We start from the raw sequence: 20,899 nt of genomic DNA, 5'->3' as shown, positions 1-20,899 counted from the left end.
ATTAGTTGTGAAATAATAAAGTGAGGAATTTGAGGAAACATTGAAGTGTTACTTTTCGTTTATACGGTGGAAGTACATTTCGTGTTTCCCGACTTGCTCTGAAAGATATTCAATGTCCTTAGTGATAGACTGAGTGTTGTTGTCGATTCTTTTGAGAATTGCTACAGTATCGTCGTTAGATGTTCTAGCAACAGCGTTTAGTGTGGTTTCCATACGATCTAGTTTCTCATCAATTCGATCAAACTTCTCATCAATTCGATCAAACTTCTCATCAATTCGATCAAACTTCTGATCGATCTTATCGAATTTTTGATCAATTTGATTAAACTTTTGATCTGCTTTCTGCTCTATCTGATCGAAACGTTCATTCATTCGACCTTCTAATTGTTGTATTGCTTTAAGTATGTCATCCATTTTATTCACCTCCTTCTTATTCATTATAAATGTGGTTATACGAGATTGAAAGCTGGGAAAATAGGATAATATTTGAACATTTTAAGTCTGTTTCACATCCAGAAATCTTTTTCTATGAGCAAGAATTTCTTCTTTTAGGATTTGAAGCTGAAGTATTTGTTCATCTATTTCTTTTAGTTTCTTATCAGCGAATTCAATTATACGCTCTCTTTCCACTTTTCCCTCAGGGTTTGATTCATATAAATCGATCATTTCTTTTATTTCCTGAAGACTGAATCCGAGCTTTTTCCCGCGAAGAATCAGTTTTAATCTACGACGTTCGGTATTTGTATAGCTTCGTTGCTTTGTTAGGCTCTCTCGAGTTACGGAAGTCAGCATTCCCATTTCTTCGTAGTACCGAATAGTTCTAGAACTAATATCAAATATGTTTGCTAGTTCGCTAATGGTAAAATATCTTTCTTCTGACATAGAATACCCCTCCAAGTTGACGTTAACGTACACTTAGATATATAATAATTCTGAAAAATATAATTTGTCAAATTTGATGAAGGGGTGACATTCTATGACGTTGGCTCCAGAAGAATTGCAGACGAAAGGGTACAATTCCTACAGCTTCAATGATTTTGTTCAAAAACGAGAAGAGTTAGATTGGTACAAGGATGAACCATTCTTACGAAAAACAGTGGAAAAATTTCTAGGAAAAGAGTTCGATACAATTCATGAAAGACTCTTAGATTTTTCTCCGAAGGTATCAAAAGATTGGAATCGACTTGCAGAACAACTAGCAAGACCAGAAGTCCGTCCTTATATGTTACATTATGATGCTTTTAACAATCGAATTGATCGTATTGTGAGACCTTCTGAAACTCATCAGTTAGAACAAGCTGTGTTTGGAGAGGGCCTTTTTTCGAGCAAAATGTCACCATGGGAAAGCTTTGTTAAAAGAATACTCATTCATCAATTAGGAGAAGCAGGTGTCGCTTGTCCTTTGACATGTACACATGGCCTAGTGGCACTTTTAGGCCAGTTTCCAGATGATGAGTATCCTGAACTTCATGAAATCTTGCTGCATACAAAAGAAGGAATAGATGGGGACTTCGCGATTGGGGCTCAGTTTATGTCGGAGATTCAAGGAGGCTCTGACTTACCTGCCAACGTCTTAGAAGCTGTTCCAGAAGGAAAGTACTATCGTTTATACGGTAATAAATTCTTCTGTTCAGTTGCTCACGCCGATTATTCCGTGGTGACCGCGAAAATTTCGGGAACAGATAGGGTATCAACTTTTATTGTTCCATCATGGCTACCGGGCGATAAAGTGAAGGAAAAGAGAAATAGCTATCAAATAAATCGTATTAAATGGAAAATGGGGACTGCGGAACTACCAACAGGGGAGATTCAATATGATGGGGCGATTGCTTATTCAATTGGTCCTAAGGATAAGGGTATTGCTGTAGCAGTTGGAATTGTGTTAACCCTATCGCGACTCGAAATTGGGATTGCTTGTGCTGGGTTCATGCTACGTGCATCAAGGGAAGCGCATTTGTATAGCGATTTCCGTACCGTATTTGGGCAAAAAATCAAGGACTACCCTTTATCAGCTGGTAAGCTGAAGAAAATTGAAAATGCTGCTCAAAGAACGACAGCAGGAGCTTTTAAAATATATGATCTATTTTTGCAATTAGATAAGCCATTAAATCCAGGCTTAAAATCAGATCAACCACTTGAAGTGAGAAAGCAATTATTTAATCTAAGAGAATTAGTTTTACTGCAAAAAATTTGCACAACGAGTGAGGGAGCGGAAGTACTGAAGGAGGCTATTTCAGTATTTGGTGGACATGGAGTGATGGAGGAATTCTCATCACTGCCACGGATTTTCCGTGATGTAGTCGTTAATGAGCAGTGGGAAGGTCCAAGAAATCTTCTGCTGACGCAAATCTATCGAGATATAAGTAGAGTGGTGGATTGGTATGCTCCAGATGAATTTGTTAGAAACATCCTTGAAGGTGCATCTGAAGTAACGATAGAAAAATTCGCAGCTAAATTGACGGATTTGCTGAAGATGCCAGTTCTTGGCCATGTTTCAGATGAATCAATAGAAGCGGCAATAGAGTGGGATGCGTTTTGTAGCGCATTTTTTAAGGCTTATCAGGAAGTTGCGTTAAACGAGATTAGATTATAAAAGAAAAAGGTAGTTCCCAAAGGAGCTACCTTTCGTTATGAAAACGGTCTAAATGAATTTTTATGATAAAGGATGGCAAGTAGGAATAGCATGACGATATCTAAGCGAGCTTGGAAGGCGAACGTTAATATACCTGCATGAAGTAAAGGAACTTTTGTTAAGATAATGGCAGCAATCATTATTAGGATTAAAGGAATGGAAGCTGTTTTGACCTTTTTATTTGCTAAAATGAGACCTCCACAAACGATTTCAGTCAACGCGACTACATACATAAAATAAATTGGATAAGGAAGACCTAGGTTTATAAAGGTAGTTGCAAGTTCCTCACTTAAGATTTTCATTGTACCTGATATGATAAATACATATGCGACCGAATATCTGATGAAATTCATTGAATGCATATCATCCCTCCTCATAAAAACTATATGAGCATAAGGGACAAACCATGAGGATTATTTTTGTAGCCATAGGATCAAAAAAAGCAACCGATATGGTCGCTTTTACTATTAGTCTAAACTAATCCAGAAAGATGAATTTTTGATAGAAAGTTTGATTTTTGGAGCATCTTTAATCGCTTTTACATTATGAAGGAAATAATTGAAATTCTTAATGTCCTTCAATGTCTCCATATAACTAACTTCTGAAAAATTCTTGGAGTGATGAAATTTAATATAATTGCGGCAAACTTTCTCATCTATAAATTCAATATACATGACTTTTGTTTGCTCATAGATGAAAGAAAATAAACGGTTTAGTGACTTGCTTAGGTCGTCGTTCGTAAATGTTGGTGAATCCAAATTGAATTGAGCACGTAAAATATCATACCGTGTCGATTGATTCAAAAGTTTCAAGATCTATTCCCCTCTAACACAAAATATTTAGGTTTGAGCACCAAAGTGGGACATGTCTTGTCAATAAGGACCTTTTTCTTACATAATAAATAAACCCTCATAGCATGAGGGTTATACATTGAATAATGTATTTATTCATTCATGCAACTGGCTGGCATAGTATTTCGAATACGTTAGCCCCTATAGCTTTGCGTCCCCACTTTTCAATGGCTTTGCCTATTAAATTTTTATTATACAGGTATTATAACCTATAAGTATAAAAAATACGATACTAAAGTCTCTATTTGTAAGAAAATAACACTTTTTAGAAAGTATACTTTTTTCGGAAAATATGGTAAAAATATAGTATCATATTATTGGTATTTAGCCATAATATGAATGACTAAAGGATTTAAGGAGATTATTTTATGGAAATTGGAGTTCTTAACTAAACGTAATTTCATACGTGCGTGTCTCAAAAAAATCGTGTATAACTTGGGTTTCTTTAGTGATCACTTTTTTTGAAGACAGGAATGTTAAGAACACAATTTGCGCTTGCTCCTAATTCTGATGAAATGGGCTTAATGGTCTGTTTCGTTATACCTATACGATCAATCGCAAAGGGACAATTCTGTTCTTTTGCGATTTTTTTATGGAATAAAATAAATACGCTTTTGTTTCTTAATTTCCTCGCACGTGTATGGTTCATACCTAAAGGAGGAAGAAAAAATGAATTCACAAACAATTGAAGTTTTGCAATTTCATGATTTAAAAGAGGATATTGCATCAATGGCCATTTCAGAAATGGGTAAGGAACGGATTCAGAATCTCCAGCCATCTTTTGTAAAAAAACAAATTGAAGCATGGCTAAGGGAGGTCACTGAAGCAAAGGAAGTTTTGAAGATTAGTACGAGTGTCCCTATCCCTAGTTTAAAAGGAATAAGTACGATTCTTCGAAACCTTCATAAGGGGATAATCCTTAGACCGGAGCAGCTAATGGAAATTCATGAGCTCTTAGTCTGTATCAATCGAATTAAAAGATTTATGAAGGATACAGAATATAGCGCTCCGACCATAAGTACCTATGTGTACTCCTTGTACGATTTACAAGATATTGCAGATGAAATTATTCGCTGCATTCGCAATGGAAGAGTGGATGATTATGCGAGTAAAGAACTATTAAAGATTCGAAAACAAGTTTCGATTTTAGAAGAGAGAATTAAGGGACGTGTCGAGCAAATATTAAAATCATCGAAGAATAGTAAGTATCTACAAGAAAATATCGTAAGCGTACGTAATGGTCGTTATGTAATCCCAGTGAAAAAAGAATACAGAAAGAATATCAATGGGGTTGTGTTAGATACTTCTGCTTCTGGTTCTACGGTATATATCGAACCAGCGGAGATTGGAAGCATACAAGATGAAATTGAGCTTCTCAAGCTTCAAGAAGAGGCAGAGGAGCACCGAGTATTATCTGTTTTAACAGGACTGATTGAAGATAAAGAAACCGAAATCAAACTTGCAGTAGACATTATGGTTCAGTATGATGTGATTTTTGCAAAAGCGAAATACAGTAATCTAATTGGTGGTATTGCGCCACAAATCAATGAATATCACACAATCCGGTTAAAGAAAGCAAGGCATCCATTATTAGGAGAGAAGGCTGTGCCACTTGATTTTGTTATTGGAGAGGAATTTGACGCACTTGTGATTACAGGACCGAATACTGGTGGAAAAACGGTTACGGTTAAAACAGTGGGGCTATTAACAATGATGGCACAGGCGGGACTGCATGTCCCCGCGGAGAGTGGAAGTGAGATTGCCATTTTTGAAAAGATTCTTGTAGATATTGGTGATGGGCAAAGTCTTGAACAATCGCTAAGTACGTTTTCTTCCAGAATCAAAAATATTATTCAGATTCTTGGGGATACGACTCCCAAGTCACTTGTTCTATTAGATGAACTAGGTTCAGGTACTGATCCAGCAGAAGGGATGGGATTAGCAACAGTAATCCTAGAAGAACTCTATCATAAAGGTGCGACTTTATTAGCAACGACACATTATAGTGAGATCAAAGCTTATGCAGACGAGAAAGAGGGCTTTGAAAATGGAGCGATGGAGTTTGATATGGATACCCTCCAACCAACATATCGCTTGATTATTGGAAGAGGTGGCGAAAGTCAGGCCTTCGATATTGCTCTAAGACTCGGTATGCATCCGAAATTGATTGAAAAAGCGCATGGGATTACCTATAAGGAAAACAGAGATTACGAGGCATCGCCTAAGTACTCAAAACAACAGTTAGAAAAACAATTAGCGCTAAATACCAAGCATATTTGGAAAATGAAGCATGGTCACAAAATAGAGAAGTCTCTTGAAGCTATTCCATTTAAACGAGGAGATAATGTCCAGATTCCTTCGATAAACGAGATGGGAATAGTCTCAAAGCCAGCAAATGAAAAAGGTGATTTGGAGGTTTTAGTGAAAGGGGAAATGATGATTTTCAATCATAAAAGGCTCGTCATGTATATTCCTGCGGAGGAGCTCTACCCAGAGGACTACGATATGGACATCATCTTTGAAACGAAAGAGAATCGCAAGCTACGTCATGCAATGAGTAAAAGACATATCGACGAAGTGATCGAGGATTGAAAAAAGGTACCTGGTACTGAATGATAAACATTCAGCGCCGGGTACCTATTATTATTTTCTATGCATCTTAAATTGTAAGAAGAAATCGTTGTACATCGCGAGATTCTTTTTACCGAGATTTTCGTAAACTTCAAGTTTCTCCGTTAGTTCAGGTGATGGATAGAAACGTTCATCCTCAACCATTTCCTCCGGCATAAACTCTAATGCTGCTTTGTTCGGTGTAGAGTAGCTGACCCATTCTGTATTTTGGGCAGAAACTTCTGGATCGAGCATGAAATTAATGAATTGATGAGCTGCATCCACATTCTTCGCAGTCTTTGGAATAACCATGTTATCAAACCAAAGATTTGAACCTTCGGAAGGGACGACATAATCTAGGTTTTCATTTTCCCACATCATGTCAGCGGCATCCCCTGACCAAACGACACCAACTGCTGCTTCTTCATTAGCGATGAGGATTTTGATTTCATCTCCGACAATTGCTTTGATATTAGGTGTCAAAGAATCCAATTTTTCCTTCGCTTCTTTTAAATGCTCTTCCTTCGTGTCATTGAGTGAGTAGTTTAAACTGTTTAATCCCATTCCCATCACTTCACGGGCACCATCGACTAAAAGAATTTCATTTTTTAAGGCAGGGTCCCATAAATCACTCCAACTAGTAATCTCGATATCATCTAGCATTTTGGTATTGTACACAATTCCGACAGTTCCCCAAAAATACGGAACAGAATATTTGTTAGTAGGATCAAAAGGAAGATCCATGAAGCGTTCGTCGATATTTTTCAAGTTGGGAATCTTTGAATGATCCAAAGGAATCAGTAAGTCTTCCTCACGCATTTTATCAATCATATATTCAGATGGTACCGCAATATCATAGGTCGTTCCACCTTGTTGGACTTTTGTTAACATCGCTTCATTGGAATCGAATGTTTCGTAAATGACCTTAATACCTGTTTCTTCTTCAAAACGGTCAATTAGTTCGTCGTCAATATAATCGCCCCAGTTGTAAATGGTTAAGGTATTATCACCAGCGAAGCCTTCTGCTTTATTTAAGCGATTGATAGCAAACAATAGTAGGGCAGAGGCGATAACTACTGCTAAAAAGACGCGGATTAGTCTGTTCATTTTCTAATCCCCCCAATTTGAGCCTTATTGTTACGCTGGGTGATGAAGTAATAGATGACGACAAGAATAATCGTAAATAGGAAAAGCAATGTTGACAGGGCATTAATATTTAGCGATATTCCTCGACGTGCTAAAGAGTAAATTTCTACAGATAGGGTTGTAAAGCCATTTCCTGTGACGAAAAAAGTTACCGCGAAATCATCGAGTGAATAAGTTAAAGCCATGAAAAATCCTGCGAAAATTCCAGGAGTAATAAACGGCAAAATGACTTTCGTTAATACGTTTAAGCGGTTTGCGCCAAGGTCACGGGCCGCATCAATTAAGGTTGGACTCATTTCCATAAGCTTTGGTAGCACCATTAAAACAACAATCGGAATACAAAAAGCAACATGGGAAAGTAGGACGGAATAAAAACCGAGCTTTAGTCCTGCCATGGTAAACAGAATTAAGAATGATGCCCCGATTATAACGTCTGGGCTCACGATTAACACATTGTTTAAGGAAAGAAGCGTATTTTTTGTCTGACGCTTTTTCACTTGGTAGATGGCGATTGCACCGAGTACCCCAATGATCGTGGATATTAGGGATGAAAGCAGCGCTATGACAAGTGTATTTAAGACAATGATTAGTAATCTTGTATCCTGGAATAACTCTTTGTACCAATCAAGAGTAAAGCTTTCAAAATCAAACATTGTTCCACCACTATTAAAAGAGTAGAACACTAAAAAGAAAATCGGTGCATAGAGCACAAGAAAGATTAGAAACAAGAATCCTTTTGCTAAAGGGGATATTTTTTTCTCCAACTTAGATACCCCGCTTTCTAGTTCCAGTGACACTCATAAATAGGAACATAATAATAATCAAGAATACCGCAATCGTTGAACCCATACCCCAATCCTGTGTGACAAGAAAATGCTGCTCAATCGCTGTACCAAGTGTAATGACACGATTTCCTGCAATTAAGCGAGTCAGCATAAATAGGGATAGTGCCGGGATGAATACGACCTGACAGCCCGATTTTACGCCATCAATCGTTAATGGGAAAATAACGCGACGGAACGTTGTCCACTTCGATGCACCTAAATCATTGGCTGCATCAATGAGTGTTGGATTCAATTCGATGAGCGAGTTAAAAATCGGTAAAATCATAAATGGAATAAAGATATAAACCGATACAAAAATAAAGCTAAAGTCGGTAAATAAGATTTGTTGTGAGCCAATGCCAATCACTTCAAGGAAGCTATTCGTAATCCCATAAGTACCGAAAATACCAAGAAAGGCATATGCTTTTAACAATAAATTGATCCATGAAGGAACGATGATTAATAATAGCCATAATTGCTTATGTTTTGTTTTCGTTAATAAATACGCTGTTGGGTAAGCGACGATTAAGGAAATTAAGGTAATCAAAAAAGCATACCAGAATGAACTTAACGTCATTTTTAAATACACTGGTGTGAAAAACTTTTGGTAGTTAACGAGTGAAAGATTGCCCTCAATATCGAAGAAAGAATAATAAAGTACAAGTAGGATAGGGGCAATTACAAACAAGGCAATCCACAGTGCATAAGGGACCATGTATATATTGCGTGTGAACTTATTTTCCATGGCCTGCTTCTCCATCTGTATAAGCTTCTAAACGCTTATCAAATTCTTCTTCCGTCTCACCAAGTCTCATTACGTGAATCGCTTCTGGGTCAAAATACAGTCCGATTTCATCGCCAACATTTGCCGCTTTTGTAGAATGGACAAGCCACTCGTTGCCGTCCTTGTCATAGCAACTAATTTCATAGTGAACGCCACGGAAAAGTTGAGAGTCAACACACACCTGAAGTTTGCCACGCTCGAGCGTTGTGATTTCTAAATCTTCTGGTCGGATAACGATTTCGATTGGCTCATTTTTATCTAAGCCTTGGTCGACACATTCGAATTGCTTTCCAACAAACTCAACTAAATAATCATCTAGCATACGGCCTTTAAGAATATTGGATTCTCCAATAAAATCAGCAACGAAACGGTTGATTGGTTCATCGTAAATATCTTTAGGTGTTCCACTCTGTTGGATTTTTCCTTGATCAAGAACAAAGATTTCATCTGACATGGCCAGTGCTTCTTCTTGGTCATGAGTGACAAAAATAAAGGTAATGCCAAGGCGACGTTGTAGTTCACGAAGCTCGTATTGCATCTCGTAACGAAGCTTTAAGTCTAGGGCAGATAGTGGTTCATCTAGAAGTATGACCTCTGGTTCATTGACAATTGCACGGGCAATGGCCACACGTTGTCTTTGACCACCAGACATTTCACGAATTTCTCGATTCTCATAGCCCTTTAGGTTCACGAAGCTAAGTGCCTCTTTGACCTTTTTATCAATATCTATGTTATTCATTTTTTTAATCCGAAGTCCGAATGCGACATTTTCATATACATTCAAATGAGGGAATAGGGCGTAATCCTGAAAAACGGTGTTCACCTGCCTCTTATTAGCAGGAACATCATTGATTTTTTTACCGTTAAAAAAGATTTCACCATTTGATGCTTCTGTGAAGCCAGCGATCAGTCGCAGAATCGTCGTTTTCCCACACCCAGAAGGACCAAGTAGGGTATAAAACTTTCCTTTTTCAATCTCGAAGCTTACATCATTGAGGACTGGTGGATCGTTATCGTACTGTTTTGTTACATTTTTAAATTGAATAATTGCCTCGTTTTTCAAAATATTAGCAACCTCCCTCGTATAAAAATAAACGTATCCTATGATACGATTGGGTTGAATCTACTATTATTATTCGATTCGGAATAATTATACATGAAAAGACATCTCATGCCATATTTTTTGATTTTAAATTTCAGAAAAGCTGTTAGGGGATCTTACAAAGATAAAATTAAAAAATTTGCATAAACCCCATTGACCTTCACGCGACGTAAAGGTGTATCGTTATCTCATAAGGAGGTGAGCAACCGTGGAATATACAGTGCAGAAATTAGCGCAGTTGGCTGGAGTGAGTTCAAGAACTCTTCGATATTATGATGAAATTGGGATTCTTAAGCCGGCAAGAATCAATTCATCTGGTTATCGAATCTATGGGCAAAAGGAAGTGGACCGCCTACAACAAATTCTTTTTTACCGAGAATTAGGTGTGAACTTAGAGACGATTAAGGACATTATGACATCTCCTTCTTATGACGGAGCCAATGCGCTGAAAGAACATCGGGAGCAGCTCCTTGAAAAACGCAAACAGCTAGATTTGCTGATTTCAAATGTAGAGAAGACAATCGCTTCAACAGAAGGGAGAATAGATATGAGTAATAAAGAAAAATTTGAAGGATTTAAGAAGAAAATGGTCGAAGAGAACGAACAAAAATACGGCAAAGAAATTCGTGAAAAGTATGGGGAAGAAACAGTTAATAAATCGAATGCAAAGCTATTGAATATGAGTGAAGAGGATTATAAGGCTGTAACCCAACTTGAAGCACGATTGTGGGAAACCCTGGCTGAAGCTTTCAAAATTGGTGATCCTGCGAGTGAAACAGCTCAGAAAGCAGCCGATTTGCACAAACAATGGCTCACGTACTATTGGGCTGAATATAGCAAAGAAGCCCATGCAGGACTTGCACAAATGTATGTGGATGATGAAAGATTTACTGCTTATTATGACAAAGAGCAACCAGGTACCGCAGAATTCTTAAGAGATGCCATTCATATTTACACAGGACAAAAATAATCAAAATGTAAAAATCGATTGGGGACGCCTAATCGATTTTTCGTTTATAATGAGATGGAAGAAAGGTAATTTTGAAGGTGATAGCATTAAAAAACTTATAAACGTTATATTCATTGTTGCTGGGTTCTTGAGCCTAGGAATTGGTCTGTTAGGCATCATCTTACCAGTTGTCCCGACAACACCGTTACTCCTATTAGCATCCTTCTGTTTTATGAAGGGCTCAAAAAAATTCGAAGCTTGGTTTAAAGGAACGAAAATATACAGGAAGTATTTAGAACAGTTTGTGAAAAATAAAACGATGACTCGGAAACAAAAAGTAATCCTAAACTTAATTGCAGATAGTATGATTGCAATCGGATTTTTTTCGGTTGATAACTGGATTGTACGAAGTATTTTGATTCTAACAGTGATATATAAATATTATTATTTCTTCACCAAAATAGAAACAAGAAGGGCCCCAAGATAGGGGCCCGTTCTCATATTATTTAATACCCTTCATAAAGGTCTGAATTTTTGGTGCAAGGATTAATAGAAGGATACCTAAAACAATCGCAACTCCACCGATAACTCCAAAGTAAAGCATTTCTGTTTCTGGAGAGTAGAATTTAACTACTTGTGCATTTAGCGCCTGTGCAGCAGCACTTGACAAGAACCATAGGCTCATTGTTTGCGCTGAGAAAGCAGAAGGAGCTAATTTTGTTGTAGCAGATAATCCAACTGGAGATAAGCAAAGTTCACCAAGTACAACGATGAAGTAGCTTAGTACTAGCCATAATGGATTTACTAATGATTCTGTTCCTGCAAAGTATGCTGGTAAAAGAATCACGATAAATGATAAACCGGCAAATAATAATCCAAATGAGAATTTTTGCGGGATTGTTGGTTGACGTTTACCAAGCTTCATCCACATCCATGCAAAAATAGGTGCAAAAATGATAATAAATAGTGGATTTAAAGATTGGAATAAAGCTGGTGAAATAGTGAAACCAGCGAAATCAAGTTGAGTTCTTTTATCAGCGTAGTTCGCTAAGATAGTTGACCCTTGTTCTTGAATTGCCCAGAACATAACAGATGCAATGAATAATGGAATGTACGCTAAAAGACGTGAACGCTCAACATCTGTAGTTTTGTTACTACGATACATCACTGTGAAATAAATAATTGGTAAGGCAACACCTAAGATACCTACAAGTGCAACAAAGCTATCAAAAGTAAGTAGTCCCATTGGAATAGATACAGCAACAAGGACTGCTAATATCACAACTGCAATTGCGATGATTGTGAAGATTTTTTTCTTCTCAGAAGTAGATAATGGATTGTTTACAAATGTACCAGCTAATCCAAGGTTCTTTTTCTTAGTAAATAAGAAAAGAAGTAATCCTAAGAACATACCGACTGCGGCAACACCAAATCCTAGATGGAAAGAATGTTTCATACCGATTTCACCAGTAATTAGTGGTGAAATGAATGCACCAAAGTTAATTCCCATGTAGAAAATACTAAAGCCTGAATCTCGGCGCTCATCATTTTCGCTGTAGATTTCTCCAACAATGCTTGAAACGTTTGGCTTAAGTAATCCAGTACCTAAAACGATAAACACCATTGATACAAAGAACATCGTGATGTTTCCAGGAATAGCTAAGGCAATATGACCTAGCATGATCAAGATACCACCATAGAAAACCGCTTTAGAGGTACCGAAAATTCGATCGGCTAACCATCCACCAATAATACCAGACATATAAACTAGGGAACCATAGATAGAAACAATGGCTAGAGCAGTAGACTCATCAATTCCTAGTCCGCCTTTTGAAACCTCGTAATACATATAATAAACGAGGATAGCTTTCATACCATAGTATGAAAATCTCTCCCAAAATTCTGTAAAGAATAGGGTGAATAATCCTTTAGGATGCCCAAAGAAACCTTTTTGTGGCACACTTGCTACAATTTTCTGTTTATTTTCGTTTGACATGATGCAACCTCCTTAACATTATTCCATAATACTTTTAATAGTTTAGTATTGTCAAAAAAATTTTTTAGTCTGGAAGGAAATACCTTTGAGTTAATCGCTTTCATTGTATATAATGTAAAAATTTGTTTGGAAAACATATTATTTCAAGATAGGAAACACATTTAATAAAGTTCTCATAGGTCTAGAAATTTATTCCATTGGGACCAGAAAATCAGTAAAATAAAATAGAAAAAGAAGAAACAAAAATGTTCACCTCAAACAGACAAAAAAAGCAAAATGTCTACAGACGGTACCAGGTACCTTAGAGTAAAGGGGGAGTTATGTGTGATTGTTGGGAAGGTTCAAGAGATTGTACGACATCCTGTGAAATCATTTCGCGGGGAAAGTGTGGAAAAGACGAGGGTAGAATCTTATGGTGTGTATGGCGATCGAAGTCATGCATTTTTAGATGACACAAGACCAGGAAAATATCTAACTTTAACTCAAGAACCAGTATTGGCTAAATATCATGCAAAGTTTGTGGGTGAGGAAAACTTAGAAAAGTATCCCATCGTTAAAATTACATCACCCTCTGGCAAGGAATACGAGTGGGGAGAGGAAGAACTTTTACAAGAACTGGAACAATTCTCTGGGAAAAGTCTCACGCCCATTCAATATTCACCTGACTATGTACCTTTAGGTGCAATAGAAGAAGACGACTTACTGATCACAACAAAGTCATCGATTAAGAAAATCGAGGAACTATGGGGAAGTAAGGTGGATGTCCGACGCTTCCGACCGAATTTCGTGCTGTCTACTGAAAGTGATGAACCATTCATAGAGGAGACTTGGTTAGGAAAAAAACTTTTAATCGGAAATGTCAAAGTAATTGTGAATGGACTGTGTGAAAGATGTTCGATAATCAATATCGATCCAGATAGTGCGACCATTGACACGTCTATGTTAAAAACGGTTTATAAGGAACGAAATAATTGCTTCGGAATCTTTGCGTCTGTAATTAAAACTGGGGAAGTAAATGTTGGAGACGAAGTTACACTTCTATAATTAAAAGAAGAGCTGCCTTCTTTGGGCAGCTCTTAAAGGTTTTCTAGTTGCTTATATAGTTCTTTTAAGTCGGTTTCAATTTGACCGATTTGTCTTTCCAATGGAGAAAGGTTTCCGTGGACAGATTCAAGCTTTTCTAAATCATTTTGTAGCCGAACATACTCCATTTTCAAATCCTGAATCTTATATTCTATTTCTTTACGCTCCAATTTCAGCACCTCGTTTCTTTACTTCAATAATTTCAACAGACGCTTCTGATTTTCATCAAAAAACTCTCAGACTTTTTTTAGAAATTAATCGGCTTTGCTTTTTCACTAGTCTCCAGCACATATTGATTTCGGCCCGCCCCGTATCCAACGACAGTCATGATAATAGTTACGAGAATTAATAGTAGCAAAGGAACTGTCCAGGAATGAAGGGTGTCAAAAAGAAATCCTAAGAAAAATGGTCCCAATGCAGCTAAAAAGTAACCAATCGATTGGGCCATTCCCGATAAGTTGGCGGCTTGCTCCGCATTTGCAACGCGAAGTCCCATTAGTGTTAACGCAAGACTTATTGCAGCCCCTGTCCCCATCCCGATACACATAATCGACATCGTGATAAGAAAAATGTTGTCTCCAACAAGGAGACCGAGAATCCCAATCAAGCATAAAGCCCCAATTCCAATTGCCAAGGCTTTCTGATTGGAAAGGCGATCGGCTATTACAGGGATAATGAAGTTTGCTGGAATTCCGGAAAATTGAAAGATAGATACCATCCATCCTGCCGTTGCTGCACTAATTCCCTGACTATAGAGCATTTCGGGAAGCCACGTAATAAAGCAAAAATATATTAACGATTGGAGTCCCATAAAAAGGGTTACCTGCCACGCCAGTGCTGAAGAAAGCATCGATGCTTTTTTCGAATCATTAGCCATTGTTTTCTCTTTATATCTTCTTTTTCTCACCTGAGGAAACCACACAATAAGAGCCAATCCCATTAACACGAGCCAAACACTTAATGAACCTCGCCATCCCATATGTAATGTGTCTGCTAACGGAAAGCTAATCCCTGGGGCTATACCTGCAAATGTCCCCATTGAAACCGTGTATATTCCGGTCATTAACCCAACTTTACCCGGAAAGCTTTGTTTAACGATTCCAGGCAAAATAACATTACAGAAAGCAATTCCTAACCCTACAATCGCTGTACCGAGGAATAAAGTAAAAACCATTCCAGAAGAACGAATGACTAACCCAATTCCTAAGAAAATGAGAGCCAGAAAGATTGTCATTTCCTTTCCGATTTTTTGCGCCAGTTTTGGTGCTAGTGGGGAAAGAAAGGCAAATGCAAGGAGTGGTAAGGTTGTAATCAAACCAGCCACACTATTTGACATCCCAGTGTCTGTCCGAATGGCGCCAATTAAAGGCCCAACTGCCGTAATTGAGGGTCTTAGATTAAAGGCGACAAAGATTATCCCAAAGATTAATAGTGTATTTTTTGTCGTGATATTCTCTGATTTTAATAGTGACACCTTTTGCATAATCCGCCTCCTTCTTATAATTGGAAGCTATCATAAATTTGATTATTTAGGAACTGAGTAATTGCGGATAATGAAAAAGGCAGGGAATCCCTACCTTTTTCCATTCTATTCGGCTCTTTCCTCGAATAATCTTAAAATCTCCACAATCACATTCGTAGCTTTTTCCATATTGTCTACAGAAACATATTCGAACTTACCGTGGTAGTTCTCGCCGCCTGTAAAAATGTTTGGAGTCGGCAATCCCATATAGGAAAGCTGAGAACCATCAGTACCACCGCGAATTGGTTCAACGATTGGTTCAATTCCAAGATTGGTCATCGCATCGTGAGCAATATCGACGATTTCCTTCACCGGTTCAATTTTTTCACGCATGTTGTAATACTGGTCGTGTAAATCAAGAATAATGTTATCTTCTCCGTATTTTGCCTTCATATCAGACACAATTTTTTTAATCGTCTCTTTTCGGTTGTTAAAATTATCTCGGTCAAAATCTCGAATTATGTAATAGAGCGTTGTTTTTTCTACATCTCCATTATTCGAAAGAAGGTGGTAAAAGCCATCATAGCCATCTGTATATTCAGGGGCTTCTTCGACAGGTAATTTACTGTTGAACTCCATCGCGATTTTACCAGAGTTCACCATCTTTCCTTTTGCAGTACCTGGGTGAATATTATTGCCCTTAAAGGTGATTTTCGCAGCTGCTGCACTAAAGCTTTCATATTGAAGCTCGCCAAGTGGTCCTCCATCAATCGTGTAAGCATATTGTGCGTCAAATGCTTCTACATCAAATTTATGTGGCCCTCTACCAATTTCCTCGTCTGGCGTAAAGGCAACTCGAACTTTGCCGTGCTTGATTTCAGGGTGCTCCATTAAGTACACAAGGGCGGTTACAATTTCAGCAATCCCGGCTTTGTTATCTGCCCCTAGTAATGTAGTCCCATCAGTTGTAATCAGCGTATGTCCAACATATTTATTGAGGTTTGGATATTCCTTTGGTGAAAGAACAACCTTTAAGCTTTCATTGAGGACGATATCATTGCCATCATAAGTCTCGACAATTTGTGGGTTCACACCAGCACCGGTAAAATCGGTTGCCGTATCGACATGAGCTAATAATCCAATCGTAGGAACGTCCTTTGTAGTATTGGCAGGAAGTGTAGCCATCACATAGCCGTTCTCGTCTATTGTCACTTCTTGCATTCCGATAGTCTTCAATTCATCTACCAGCATATTTGCCAGAGTGATCTGACCAGGTGTGGAAGGGCAAGTCTCAGAATCTTCATTGGACTGAGTATCAACCTGTACATATCTTACTAATCTTTCAATTAATGCTTCTTTCAAAATTGTCCACTCCTCTTTATTAGTTTCGTCACATGGCTTCATTATACTATCGTTTCAAGCGGAAGCATAAATAAAAGTTTCGAAATTTTTCATCAATAGATTGACGCATGTGTTTATTTAACTCAATATAATTTAAGTTGGATTAATTTGGATTTTTTTTGCAACTTTTTACGATCGTTAAACGTGGATATAGTGAAAGGGGGAGCGTGGTTGGACTTAGATGAAGCTTATCAAGAATATGTGAATGACTTATATCGCTATCTCTTTTCCCTTTCGAAAGAGCATTATACAGCAGAGGATTTGGTTCAGGAGGCTTTTTATCGAGCATATCTTCACTTGGAAAATGAAGAAATACTGAATATAAAAGCATGGCTGTTTAAAGTAGCGTACAGGGTGTTTATCGACTACTCTCGAAAGCAAAAACGGGTTGTCGTTAGCGAAAAGGTAGGAGAGGTACAGGATAAGGAAGTACAAATGACTACACCAGAGAAGAGTTTATTAGAAAAAGAGAATTTTCGTCTCCTGCTTGATGACATACATACTTTGAAAGAGCGGGAACGAGATATCGTGCTTTTGTGCGATCTCCACAAAATGAGTTATCAGGAAGCGGCCGATATTTTGGAGATGAACTTGAATACTCTTAAAAGTCATTTGCTTCGAGGTCGAAGAAAAATAATCGCTCGAGTTCAAGAAAGGAGGAAGCGTGATGACAGAGAATCATAAGGACGAATTAGAAATATACGAGTCAATACTCAATGAATCGATACAAGAGTTTGAAGAAACGCATTCTCATAGTGAAAAGGAACAAAAAAGAATCATTAAAAAAGGGAAAAATACAGCTATAAGAACGAATATCCTGATTAGTTTAGCGGTCATATTATTGATTGTTCCGGTGTTGACTCTTAGTACATACTTGTACTACGCCATTGGTGGAAAGGCCAATAATGCCATTGATGTTGCAGCAAAGACGATTTATGTCACAGAACCAAACATGAGCTTAGAAGAAATGGAGATAGAAGAGGATATCGGCTTCTTTTCTATGTCGATTGCACTTGATGTTTTTAAAAGAATTGGTAGAGAGGATTACAAAGCAGGTGATTATGAAATCTATTTTGCCTTTGATAGTCCAAGTTTTCCAGAAAGAAGGATGTTACTAGATAGACCAATGCAAGAAATAGCAAACATTGATACAGAATGGTTGGTGCATCCTGATGCCCCTATTCCATATGGTCGAAGTGATGAATGGGATATTTTAAAAGGACTCCCAGATGGAACGGTAGGGGAAGTTTATCTTTCATTGGCTGAATTAATGGAACCGAAGGAATTAGAAGAAAAGCTTGGTAAACAGATTGAAGTTCGTTGGCTTGCGGTGGATACGGGCTTTGAGGAAAGGCAAGTCGATAATGAAGGGGTTCCTGTTGGCGTGATTGGTTATCCTGCCCAAATTGATTCAACAACCTGGTCTCCTTTCAATGGTAGAGAACAATCGAATAAAGAAGTATTCATGGAAATTTTAGAACTATTAGAAAAAAATGAAGAGACTGCAACGAAGATTGCGAGAAGTAAATCGCTTGTTCTTTCTGAACGAATAAATTATTTAAAAGAAAATGGAATTCATGTGTATGGAGCTGTTGTTACCGGACCTACACCTGAATTACGTAAATTAGAAAACAATGAACTTATTCAGAGTATAAAAGTAGGGGAAGTGAAGCTATGGAATTGGAAATAAATAAGAAACGCGTCGGGATTACAACAATTACTGGACTACTCTCTTTCTTAGTTGCACTGGTTTCTTTGGCCGGATTGAATATAGGTCTCTTATTAGATTCCGATGAATTTCCGGATTTTTTCCTTGTGAAGCTTCCGATGGTAGGGTTAATTCTGGGTTTGATAGGGCTTGTTACAAAAGGACATTCTCGTCTCTATGCTATTTGGGGGATCGGTCTTTGTCTATTTATCTTCATATTTACTTTTATGATGTTTGGTTTAGCGTGGGTGATTAATCCAAAACCTTAAAATAGTTGGATGGATGATCTCAATCACTTCTGAATTACATCAGACCGATTATGATGAAGTTGTAAAACATTAACCGTAATTGGAAAGGTGTGCTGACATTGAAACAAGTGAACCTACATGATTATATAGAATATAGTGAAGAAAAATTTACAAAACGGATTGTTTTTAAAGAAGGAGAAAGTACCGTTTTTGTCCTTAATTTTTCTCCGAAACAGGCATTGCCTCCCCATAAACATCCAGGTACAAATGTATATCTCCTTGTTGTGGAAGGAGAAGGAACGTTCACGATAGACGGAAATGAAGTCAAAGCAAAGAAGAATGACGTTATTGTAGCAGATGGTGACGAAGAATTTGCTTTTGTGAATGATAGTGATAATAACACAAGTCTTTATGTGATGTTGAACAAAATACCAAGTGAGCAATATGCACCAAAATATTTGAAATGAAATGTACCCAATGGTCATCTAGTTGGGTACATTTTTTTGAATAAGTCTGATGCGCAATGGCTCTAAATGTTAAAATAGATATCAGAAAGTTCTGGTGATAAATGGAGGGGATTACGATAAAAAAATCGATGCTGTGGATGTTTTGTTGTTTGCTGTTCCTCGTGACGGCTTGTTCTCAAAGTGGTGAAGAAGATACAGAGAAAATTTCAGGGGTAATCAGTAAAGGGCAAGTTTTGGGGTATGAATATGAAACAGCTATAGAAGGAAGTTCCTTTTTATGGAAAGTTGGTCATAAACAAGATAGTTTATATATCAAAGAGAGTGATAGCAACAAGGAGATTTTAGAGGATTTTATGGTGGCCGTTAATAAAGGAACATCTGTCCTAGTAACATTAATGATTTCTTTGGGGTACATTGTGATTATTGCTATAACAACCTTTATCCTTTTTAAGAAAAACAGAAAAATAATTAAAGCTAGTAGTGGGATTCTAATTGCATTTTCAGTTATTGCAATGTTCATTGCCTTTGAATCAGCCACTGATTTTAATCGAATATTACATGATGCTGAATACTATTTTTTAGTATTAAAAAATATTTAAAGAGAGGTTGGAATCCTACTCCCAACCAACCTCTCAATATTCTACTTTCCCTTTACTTATCATTTCAATTAATAACCTCGTCACTAAAGAGAGTGTCTTCATTTCGTTGTAGACAAGATAGAAATAGCGCTCATCATGAAAATCTTCAAGCTTATGTATTTGCAAGTTTGTGCCTGTACAATATTCCTTCGCAGCAATTTCGGAAATAATTGCGATGCCGATCCCTTGCTTTACAAATTCAATAAGTGATTGGCTACTTTCTGTGTAAGCTACTACATTTAATTGTTCCTCTTTGATCTGCTGCTTCTTTAAAAACTTCTCTAAAATGGCTTTTGTACCAGAGTCTGAGCTTCTCATAATAAAAGGATTGTGAATAATATCATGAATCGAAACAGACTCAGCAAGAGCAAACTCTTTGGATGAAATTAGTACGAGCTTTTCCTTCATTAAAGGGATGTAGTGCAGCTTGTCATTCTCGTACTTTTCGCCAAGGAAGCCCATATCGACCGTTCCGCTCATAACTTTTTCTGCGACTATCTTGGACGGATATTCGCTAAGCGAAAACGTCACATTTGCATACTCCTTGCGGAACTTCTTGACGATTTTTGGAACGAGAAACTGTCCCGGAACAGAACTGACTCCCATATGAATGACACCTTTTAATTCCGTAACACTTTCTTTGATATCAAAAAGAGCTTCGTCTTTTAGCTGCAATAATTTAAGGGCCCAATGATATAACCGCTCACCATAAGGCGTAATAACGGTTTCTCTTCCAACTCGGTCAAACAGCTGGACATTCAATATTTTTTCCAAGGATTGAATATGGGAGCTAACAGTTGACTGACTTAAATAAACCGCTTCAGCTGCTTTGGAAAAGCTTTTATGCTCTACTACTTTTGTGAACACGTATAACTGATGTAAATCCATCTTAACACCCCTAACTATTTGCCAAAACGATTTGTTTCAATTGATTTCATCGATAACGTAAATTCATCTTATCATTTTTTCATAAAGTAGGGAGTGTATTATGTCTATTC

General features: G+C 37.5%; 23 protein-coding genes and 1 riboswitch. Of the genes, 10 read left to right on the top strand and 13 right to left on the bottom strand.

Features of this window, described 5'->3' with window-relative positions; translation table 11 throughout:
- Positions 1 to 48 precede the first annotated feature (48 nt).
- Positions 49 to 414 carry a hypothetical protein gene (locus FA727_RS14050; protein WP_136831867.1) on the bottom strand — a complete coding sequence of 122 codons (366 nt, stop codon included), beginning with the start codon at positions 412 to 414 and terminating at the stop codon, positions 49 to 51.
- A gap of 81 nt (positions 415 to 495) precedes the next feature.
- Positions 496 to 882, bottom strand: coding sequence for a MerR family DNA-binding protein (locus FA727_RS14045; RefSeq protein ID WP_136831865.1), 387 nt, complete (start codon positions 880 to 882; stop codon positions 496 to 498).
- A 94-nt stretch (positions 883 to 976) separates the two neighbouring features.
- Between FA727_RS14045 and FA727_RS14040 the strand changes: the two genes are divergently transcribed.
- A complete protein-coding gene (locus FA727_RS14040; protein ID WP_136831863.1) occupies positions 977 to 2,593 on the top strand; it encodes an acyl-CoA dehydrogenase family protein in 1,617 nt (538 codons plus the stop codon).
- 35 nt (positions 2,594 to 2,628) lie between these two features.
- On the opposite strand, the gene FA727_RS14035 is transcribed toward FA727_RS14040, so the two are convergent.
- Together FA727_RS14035 and FA727_RS14030 are read right to left on the bottom strand one after the other, a co-directional pair.
- Positions 2,629 to 2,994, bottom strand: coding sequence for a DoxX family protein (locus tag FA727_RS14035; protein ID WP_246041890.1), 366 nt, complete (start codon positions 2,992 to 2,994; stop codon positions 2,629 to 2,631).
- 105 nt (positions 2,995 to 3,099) lie between these two features.
- Positions 3,100 to 3,444: a hypothetical protein gene (locus FA727_RS14030; protein WP_136831859.1), complete on the bottom strand. Its 345-nt coding sequence runs from the start codon at positions 3,442 to 3,444 to the stop codon at positions 3,100 to 3,102.
- A gap of 139 nt (positions 3,445 to 3,583) precedes the next feature.
- A riboswitch (cyclic di-GMP riboswitch) is annotated at positions 3,584 to 3,671 on the bottom strand.
- A 481-nt stretch (positions 3,672 to 4,152) separates the two neighbouring features.
- Here FA727_RS14030 and FA727_RS14025 point away from each other — a divergent pair.
- Positions 4,153 to 6,075 (top strand): endonuclease MutS2, encoded by a 1,923-nt coding sequence (locus tag FA727_RS14025; protein WP_136831857.1) that lies wholly within the window; start codon positions 4,153 to 4,155, stop codon positions 6,073 to 6,075.
- A 51-nt stretch (positions 6,076 to 6,126) separates the two neighbouring features.
- On the opposite strand, the gene FA727_RS14020 is transcribed toward FA727_RS14025, so the two are convergent.
- The 4 genes from FA727_RS14020 to FA727_RS14005 are packed head-to-tail and all read right to left on the bottom strand — an operon-like array spanning position 6,127 to position 9,910.
- A complete protein-coding gene (locus tag FA727_RS14020; protein WP_136831855.1) occupies positions 6,127 to 7,200 on the bottom strand; it encodes an ABC transporter substrate-binding protein in 1,074 nt (357 codons plus the stop codon).
- Positions 7,197 to 8,003, bottom strand: a complete 807-nt coding sequence (locus FA727_RS14015) for an ABC transporter permease (protein WP_126410978.1) — start codon at positions 8,001 to 8,003, stop codon at positions 7,197 to 7,199. Before FA727_RS14015 ends, FA727_RS14020 begins: the two co-directional genes overlap by 4 nt.
- A gap of 1 nt (position 8,004) precedes the next feature.
- The gene (locus tag FA727_RS14010; protein WP_136831853.1) at positions 8,005 to 8,808 is read right to left on the bottom strand and encodes an ABC transporter permease; all 804 of its coding nucleotides are present in this window, start codon (positions 8,806 to 8,808) and stop codon (positions 8,005 to 8,007) included.
- Entirely contained in the window at positions 8,798 to 9,910 is a 1,113-nt protein-coding gene (locus FA727_RS14005) for an ABC transporter ATP-binding protein (protein WP_136831851.1), read from the bottom strand. Before FA727_RS14005 ends, FA727_RS14010 begins: the two co-directional genes overlap by 11 nt.
- A gap of 247 nt (positions 9,911 to 10,157) precedes the next feature.
- On the opposite strand from FA727_RS14005, the gene FA727_RS14000 reads away from it, so the two are divergent.
- A complete protein-coding gene (locus FA727_RS14000) occupies positions 10,158 to 10,919 on the top strand; it encodes a MerR family transcriptional regulator (RefSeq protein ID WP_136831849.1) in 762 nt (253 codons plus the stop codon).
- 49 nt (positions 10,920 to 10,968) lie between these two features.
- The gene (locus FA727_RS13995) at positions 10,969 to 11,385 is read left to right on the top strand and encodes a YbaN family protein (protein WP_136832478.1); all 417 of its coding nucleotides are present in this window, start codon (positions 10,969 to 10,971) and stop codon (positions 11,383 to 11,385) included.
- Between the two features lie 15 nt (positions 11,386 to 11,400).
- Here FA727_RS13995 and FA727_RS13990 read toward each other — a convergent pair whose 3' ends face one another.
- Positions 11,401 to 12,894 carry a peptide MFS transporter gene (locus FA727_RS13990; RefSeq protein ID WP_136831847.1) on the bottom strand — a complete coding sequence of 498 codons (1,494 nt, stop codon included), beginning with the start codon at positions 12,892 to 12,894 and terminating at the stop codon, positions 11,401 to 11,403.
- A 324-nt stretch (positions 12,895 to 13,218) separates the two neighbouring features.
- Here FA727_RS13990 and FA727_RS13985 point away from each other — a divergent pair, with 324 nt between their 5' ends.
- Entirely contained in the window at positions 13,219 to 13,938 is a 720-nt protein-coding gene (locus tag FA727_RS13985; RefSeq protein WP_136831845.1) for an MOSC domain-containing protein, read from the top strand.
- A gap of 32 nt (positions 13,939 to 13,970) precedes the next feature.
- On the opposite strand, the gene FA727_RS24420 is transcribed toward FA727_RS13985, so the two are convergent.
- From FA727_RS24420 to pepT, 3 genes are all read right to left on the bottom strand, one after another.
- Complete coding sequence (locus FA727_RS24420; RefSeq protein WP_170209272.1) at positions 13,971 to 14,147, bottom strand: SE1832 family protein; 177 nt, start codon at positions 14,145 to 14,147, stop codon at positions 13,971 to 13,973.
- Between the two features lie 77 nt (positions 14,148 to 14,224).
- Complete coding sequence (locus tag FA727_RS13980; protein ID WP_136831843.1) at positions 14,225 to 15,460, bottom strand: CynX/NimT family MFS transporter; 1,236 nt, start codon at positions 15,458 to 15,460, stop codon at positions 14,225 to 14,227.
- Between the two features lie 105 nt (positions 15,461 to 15,565).
- The gene (gene pepT, locus FA727_RS13975; protein WP_136831841.1) at positions 15,566 to 16,801 is read right to left on the bottom strand and encodes a peptidase T; all 1,236 of its coding nucleotides are present in this window, start codon (positions 16,799 to 16,801) and stop codon (positions 15,566 to 15,568) included.
- Between the two features lie 210 nt (positions 16,802 to 17,011).
- On the opposite strand from pepT, the gene FA727_RS13970 reads away from it, so the two are divergent.
- The 5 genes from FA727_RS13970 to FA727_RS13950 all read left to right on the top strand — a co-directional run bounded on the left by FA727_RS13970 (position 17,012) and on the right by FA727_RS13950 (position 19,862).
- Complete coding sequence (locus FA727_RS13970) at positions 17,012 to 17,524, top strand: sigma-70 family RNA polymerase sigma factor (protein WP_136831839.1); 513 nt, start codon at positions 17,012 to 17,014, stop codon at positions 17,522 to 17,524.
- Positions 17,508 to 18,530, top strand: a complete 1,023-nt coding sequence (locus FA727_RS13965) for an anti-sigma factor (protein WP_136831837.1) — start codon at positions 17,508 to 17,510, stop codon at positions 18,528 to 18,530. The genes FA727_RS13970 and FA727_RS13965 overlap by 17 nt, the downstream gene beginning before the upstream one ends.
- Positions 18,515 to 18,817: a hypothetical protein gene (locus FA727_RS13960; protein WP_136831835.1), complete on the top strand. Its 303-nt coding sequence runs from the start codon at positions 18,515 to 18,517 to the stop codon at positions 18,815 to 18,817. The genes FA727_RS13965 and FA727_RS13960 overlap by 16 nt, the downstream gene beginning before the upstream one ends.
- Positions 18,818 to 18,915: 98 nt before the next feature.
- On the top strand, positions 18,916 to 19,263 hold the full coding sequence (locus FA727_RS13955) for a cupin domain-containing protein (protein ID WP_136831833.1): 348 nt from the start codon (positions 18,916 to 18,918) through the stop codon (positions 19,261 to 19,263).
- 128 nt (positions 19,264 to 19,391) lie between these two features.
- Positions 19,392 to 19,862, top strand: a complete 471-nt coding sequence (locus tag FA727_RS13950) for a hypothetical protein (protein ID WP_158318874.1) — start codon at positions 19,392 to 19,394, stop codon at positions 19,860 to 19,862.
- Between the two features lie 33 nt (positions 19,863 to 19,895).
- Here FA727_RS13950 and FA727_RS13945 read toward each other — a convergent pair whose 3' ends face one another.
- Entirely contained in the window at positions 19,896 to 20,789 is an 894-nt protein-coding gene (locus tag FA727_RS13945) for a selenium metabolism-associated LysR family transcriptional regulator (RefSeq protein ID WP_136831829.1), read from the bottom strand.
- Between the last annotated feature and the right edge of the window lie 110 nt (positions 20,790 to 20,899).

The sequence above is a fragment of the Robertmurraya kyonggiensis genome, assembly GCF_005116465.1.
Lineage (GTDB): Bacteria > Bacillota > Bacilli > Bacillales > Cytobacillaceae > Robertmurraya > Robertmurraya kyonggiensis.
The sequence above is the reverse complement of the archived record's forward strand: the minus strand, read 5'-3'. Positions and strand labels throughout refer to the sequence as shown.

What these genes read in the sequence shown, in the direction of transcription:
- FA727_RS13980 (WP_136831843.1), bottom strand. Translation starts at nt 15,460, where the DNA reads ATGCAAAAGGTGTCACTATTAAAATCAGAGAATATCACGACAAAAAAT.
- FA727_RS13965 (WP_136831837.1), top strand. Translation starts at nt 17,508, where the DNA reads ATGACAGAGAATCATAAGGACGAATTAGAAATATACGAGTCAATACTC.
- FA727_RS14020 (WP_136831855.1), bottom strand. Translation starts at nt 7,200, where the DNA reads ATGAACAGACTAATCCGCGTCTTTTTAGCAGTAGTTATCGCCTCTGCC.
- FA727_RS13945 (WP_136831829.1), bottom strand. Translation starts at nt 20,789, where the DNA reads ATGGATTTACATCAGTTATACGTGTTCACAAAAGTAGTAGAGCATAAA.
- FA727_RS13950 (WP_158318874.1), top strand. Translation starts at nt 19,392, where the DNA reads ATGCTGTGGATGTTTTGTTGTTTGCTGTTCCTCGTGACGGCTTGTTCT.
- FA727_RS13995 (WP_136832478.1), top strand. Translation starts at nt 10,969, where the DNA reads ATGAGATGGAAGAAAGGTAATTTTGAAGGTGATAGCATTAAAAAACTT.
- FA727_RS14025 (WP_136831857.1), top strand. Translation starts at nt 4,153, where the DNA reads ATGAATTCACAAACAATTGAAGTTTTGCAATTTCATGATTTAAAAGAG.
- FA727_RS14040 (WP_136831863.1), top strand. Translation starts at nt 977, where the DNA reads ATGACGTTGGCTCCAGAAGAATTGCAGACGAAAGGGTACAATTCCTAC.
- FA727_RS14050 (WP_136831867.1), bottom strand. Translation starts at nt 414, where the DNA reads ATGGATGACATACTTAAAGCAATACAACAATTAGAAGGTCGAATGAAT.
- FA727_RS13960 (WP_136831835.1), top strand. Translation starts at nt 18,515, where the DNA reads ATGGAATTGGAAATAAATAAGAAACGCGTCGGGATTACAACAATTACT.
- FA727_RS14010 (WP_136831853.1), bottom strand. Translation starts at nt 8,808, where the DNA reads ATGGAAAATAAGTTCACACGCAATATATACATGGTCCCTTATGCACTG.
- FA727_RS14045 (WP_136831865.1), bottom strand. Translation starts at nt 882, where the DNA reads ATGTCAGAAGAAAGATATTTTACCATTAGCGAACTAGCAAACATATTT.
- FA727_RS14035 (WP_246041890.1), bottom strand. Translation starts at nt 2,994, where the DNA reads ATGCATTCAATGAATTTCATCAGATATTCGGTCGCATATGTATTTATC.
- FA727_RS13990 (WP_136831847.1), bottom strand. Translation starts at nt 12,894, where the DNA reads ATGTCAAACGAAAATAAACAGAAAATTGTAGCAAGTGTGCCACAAAAA.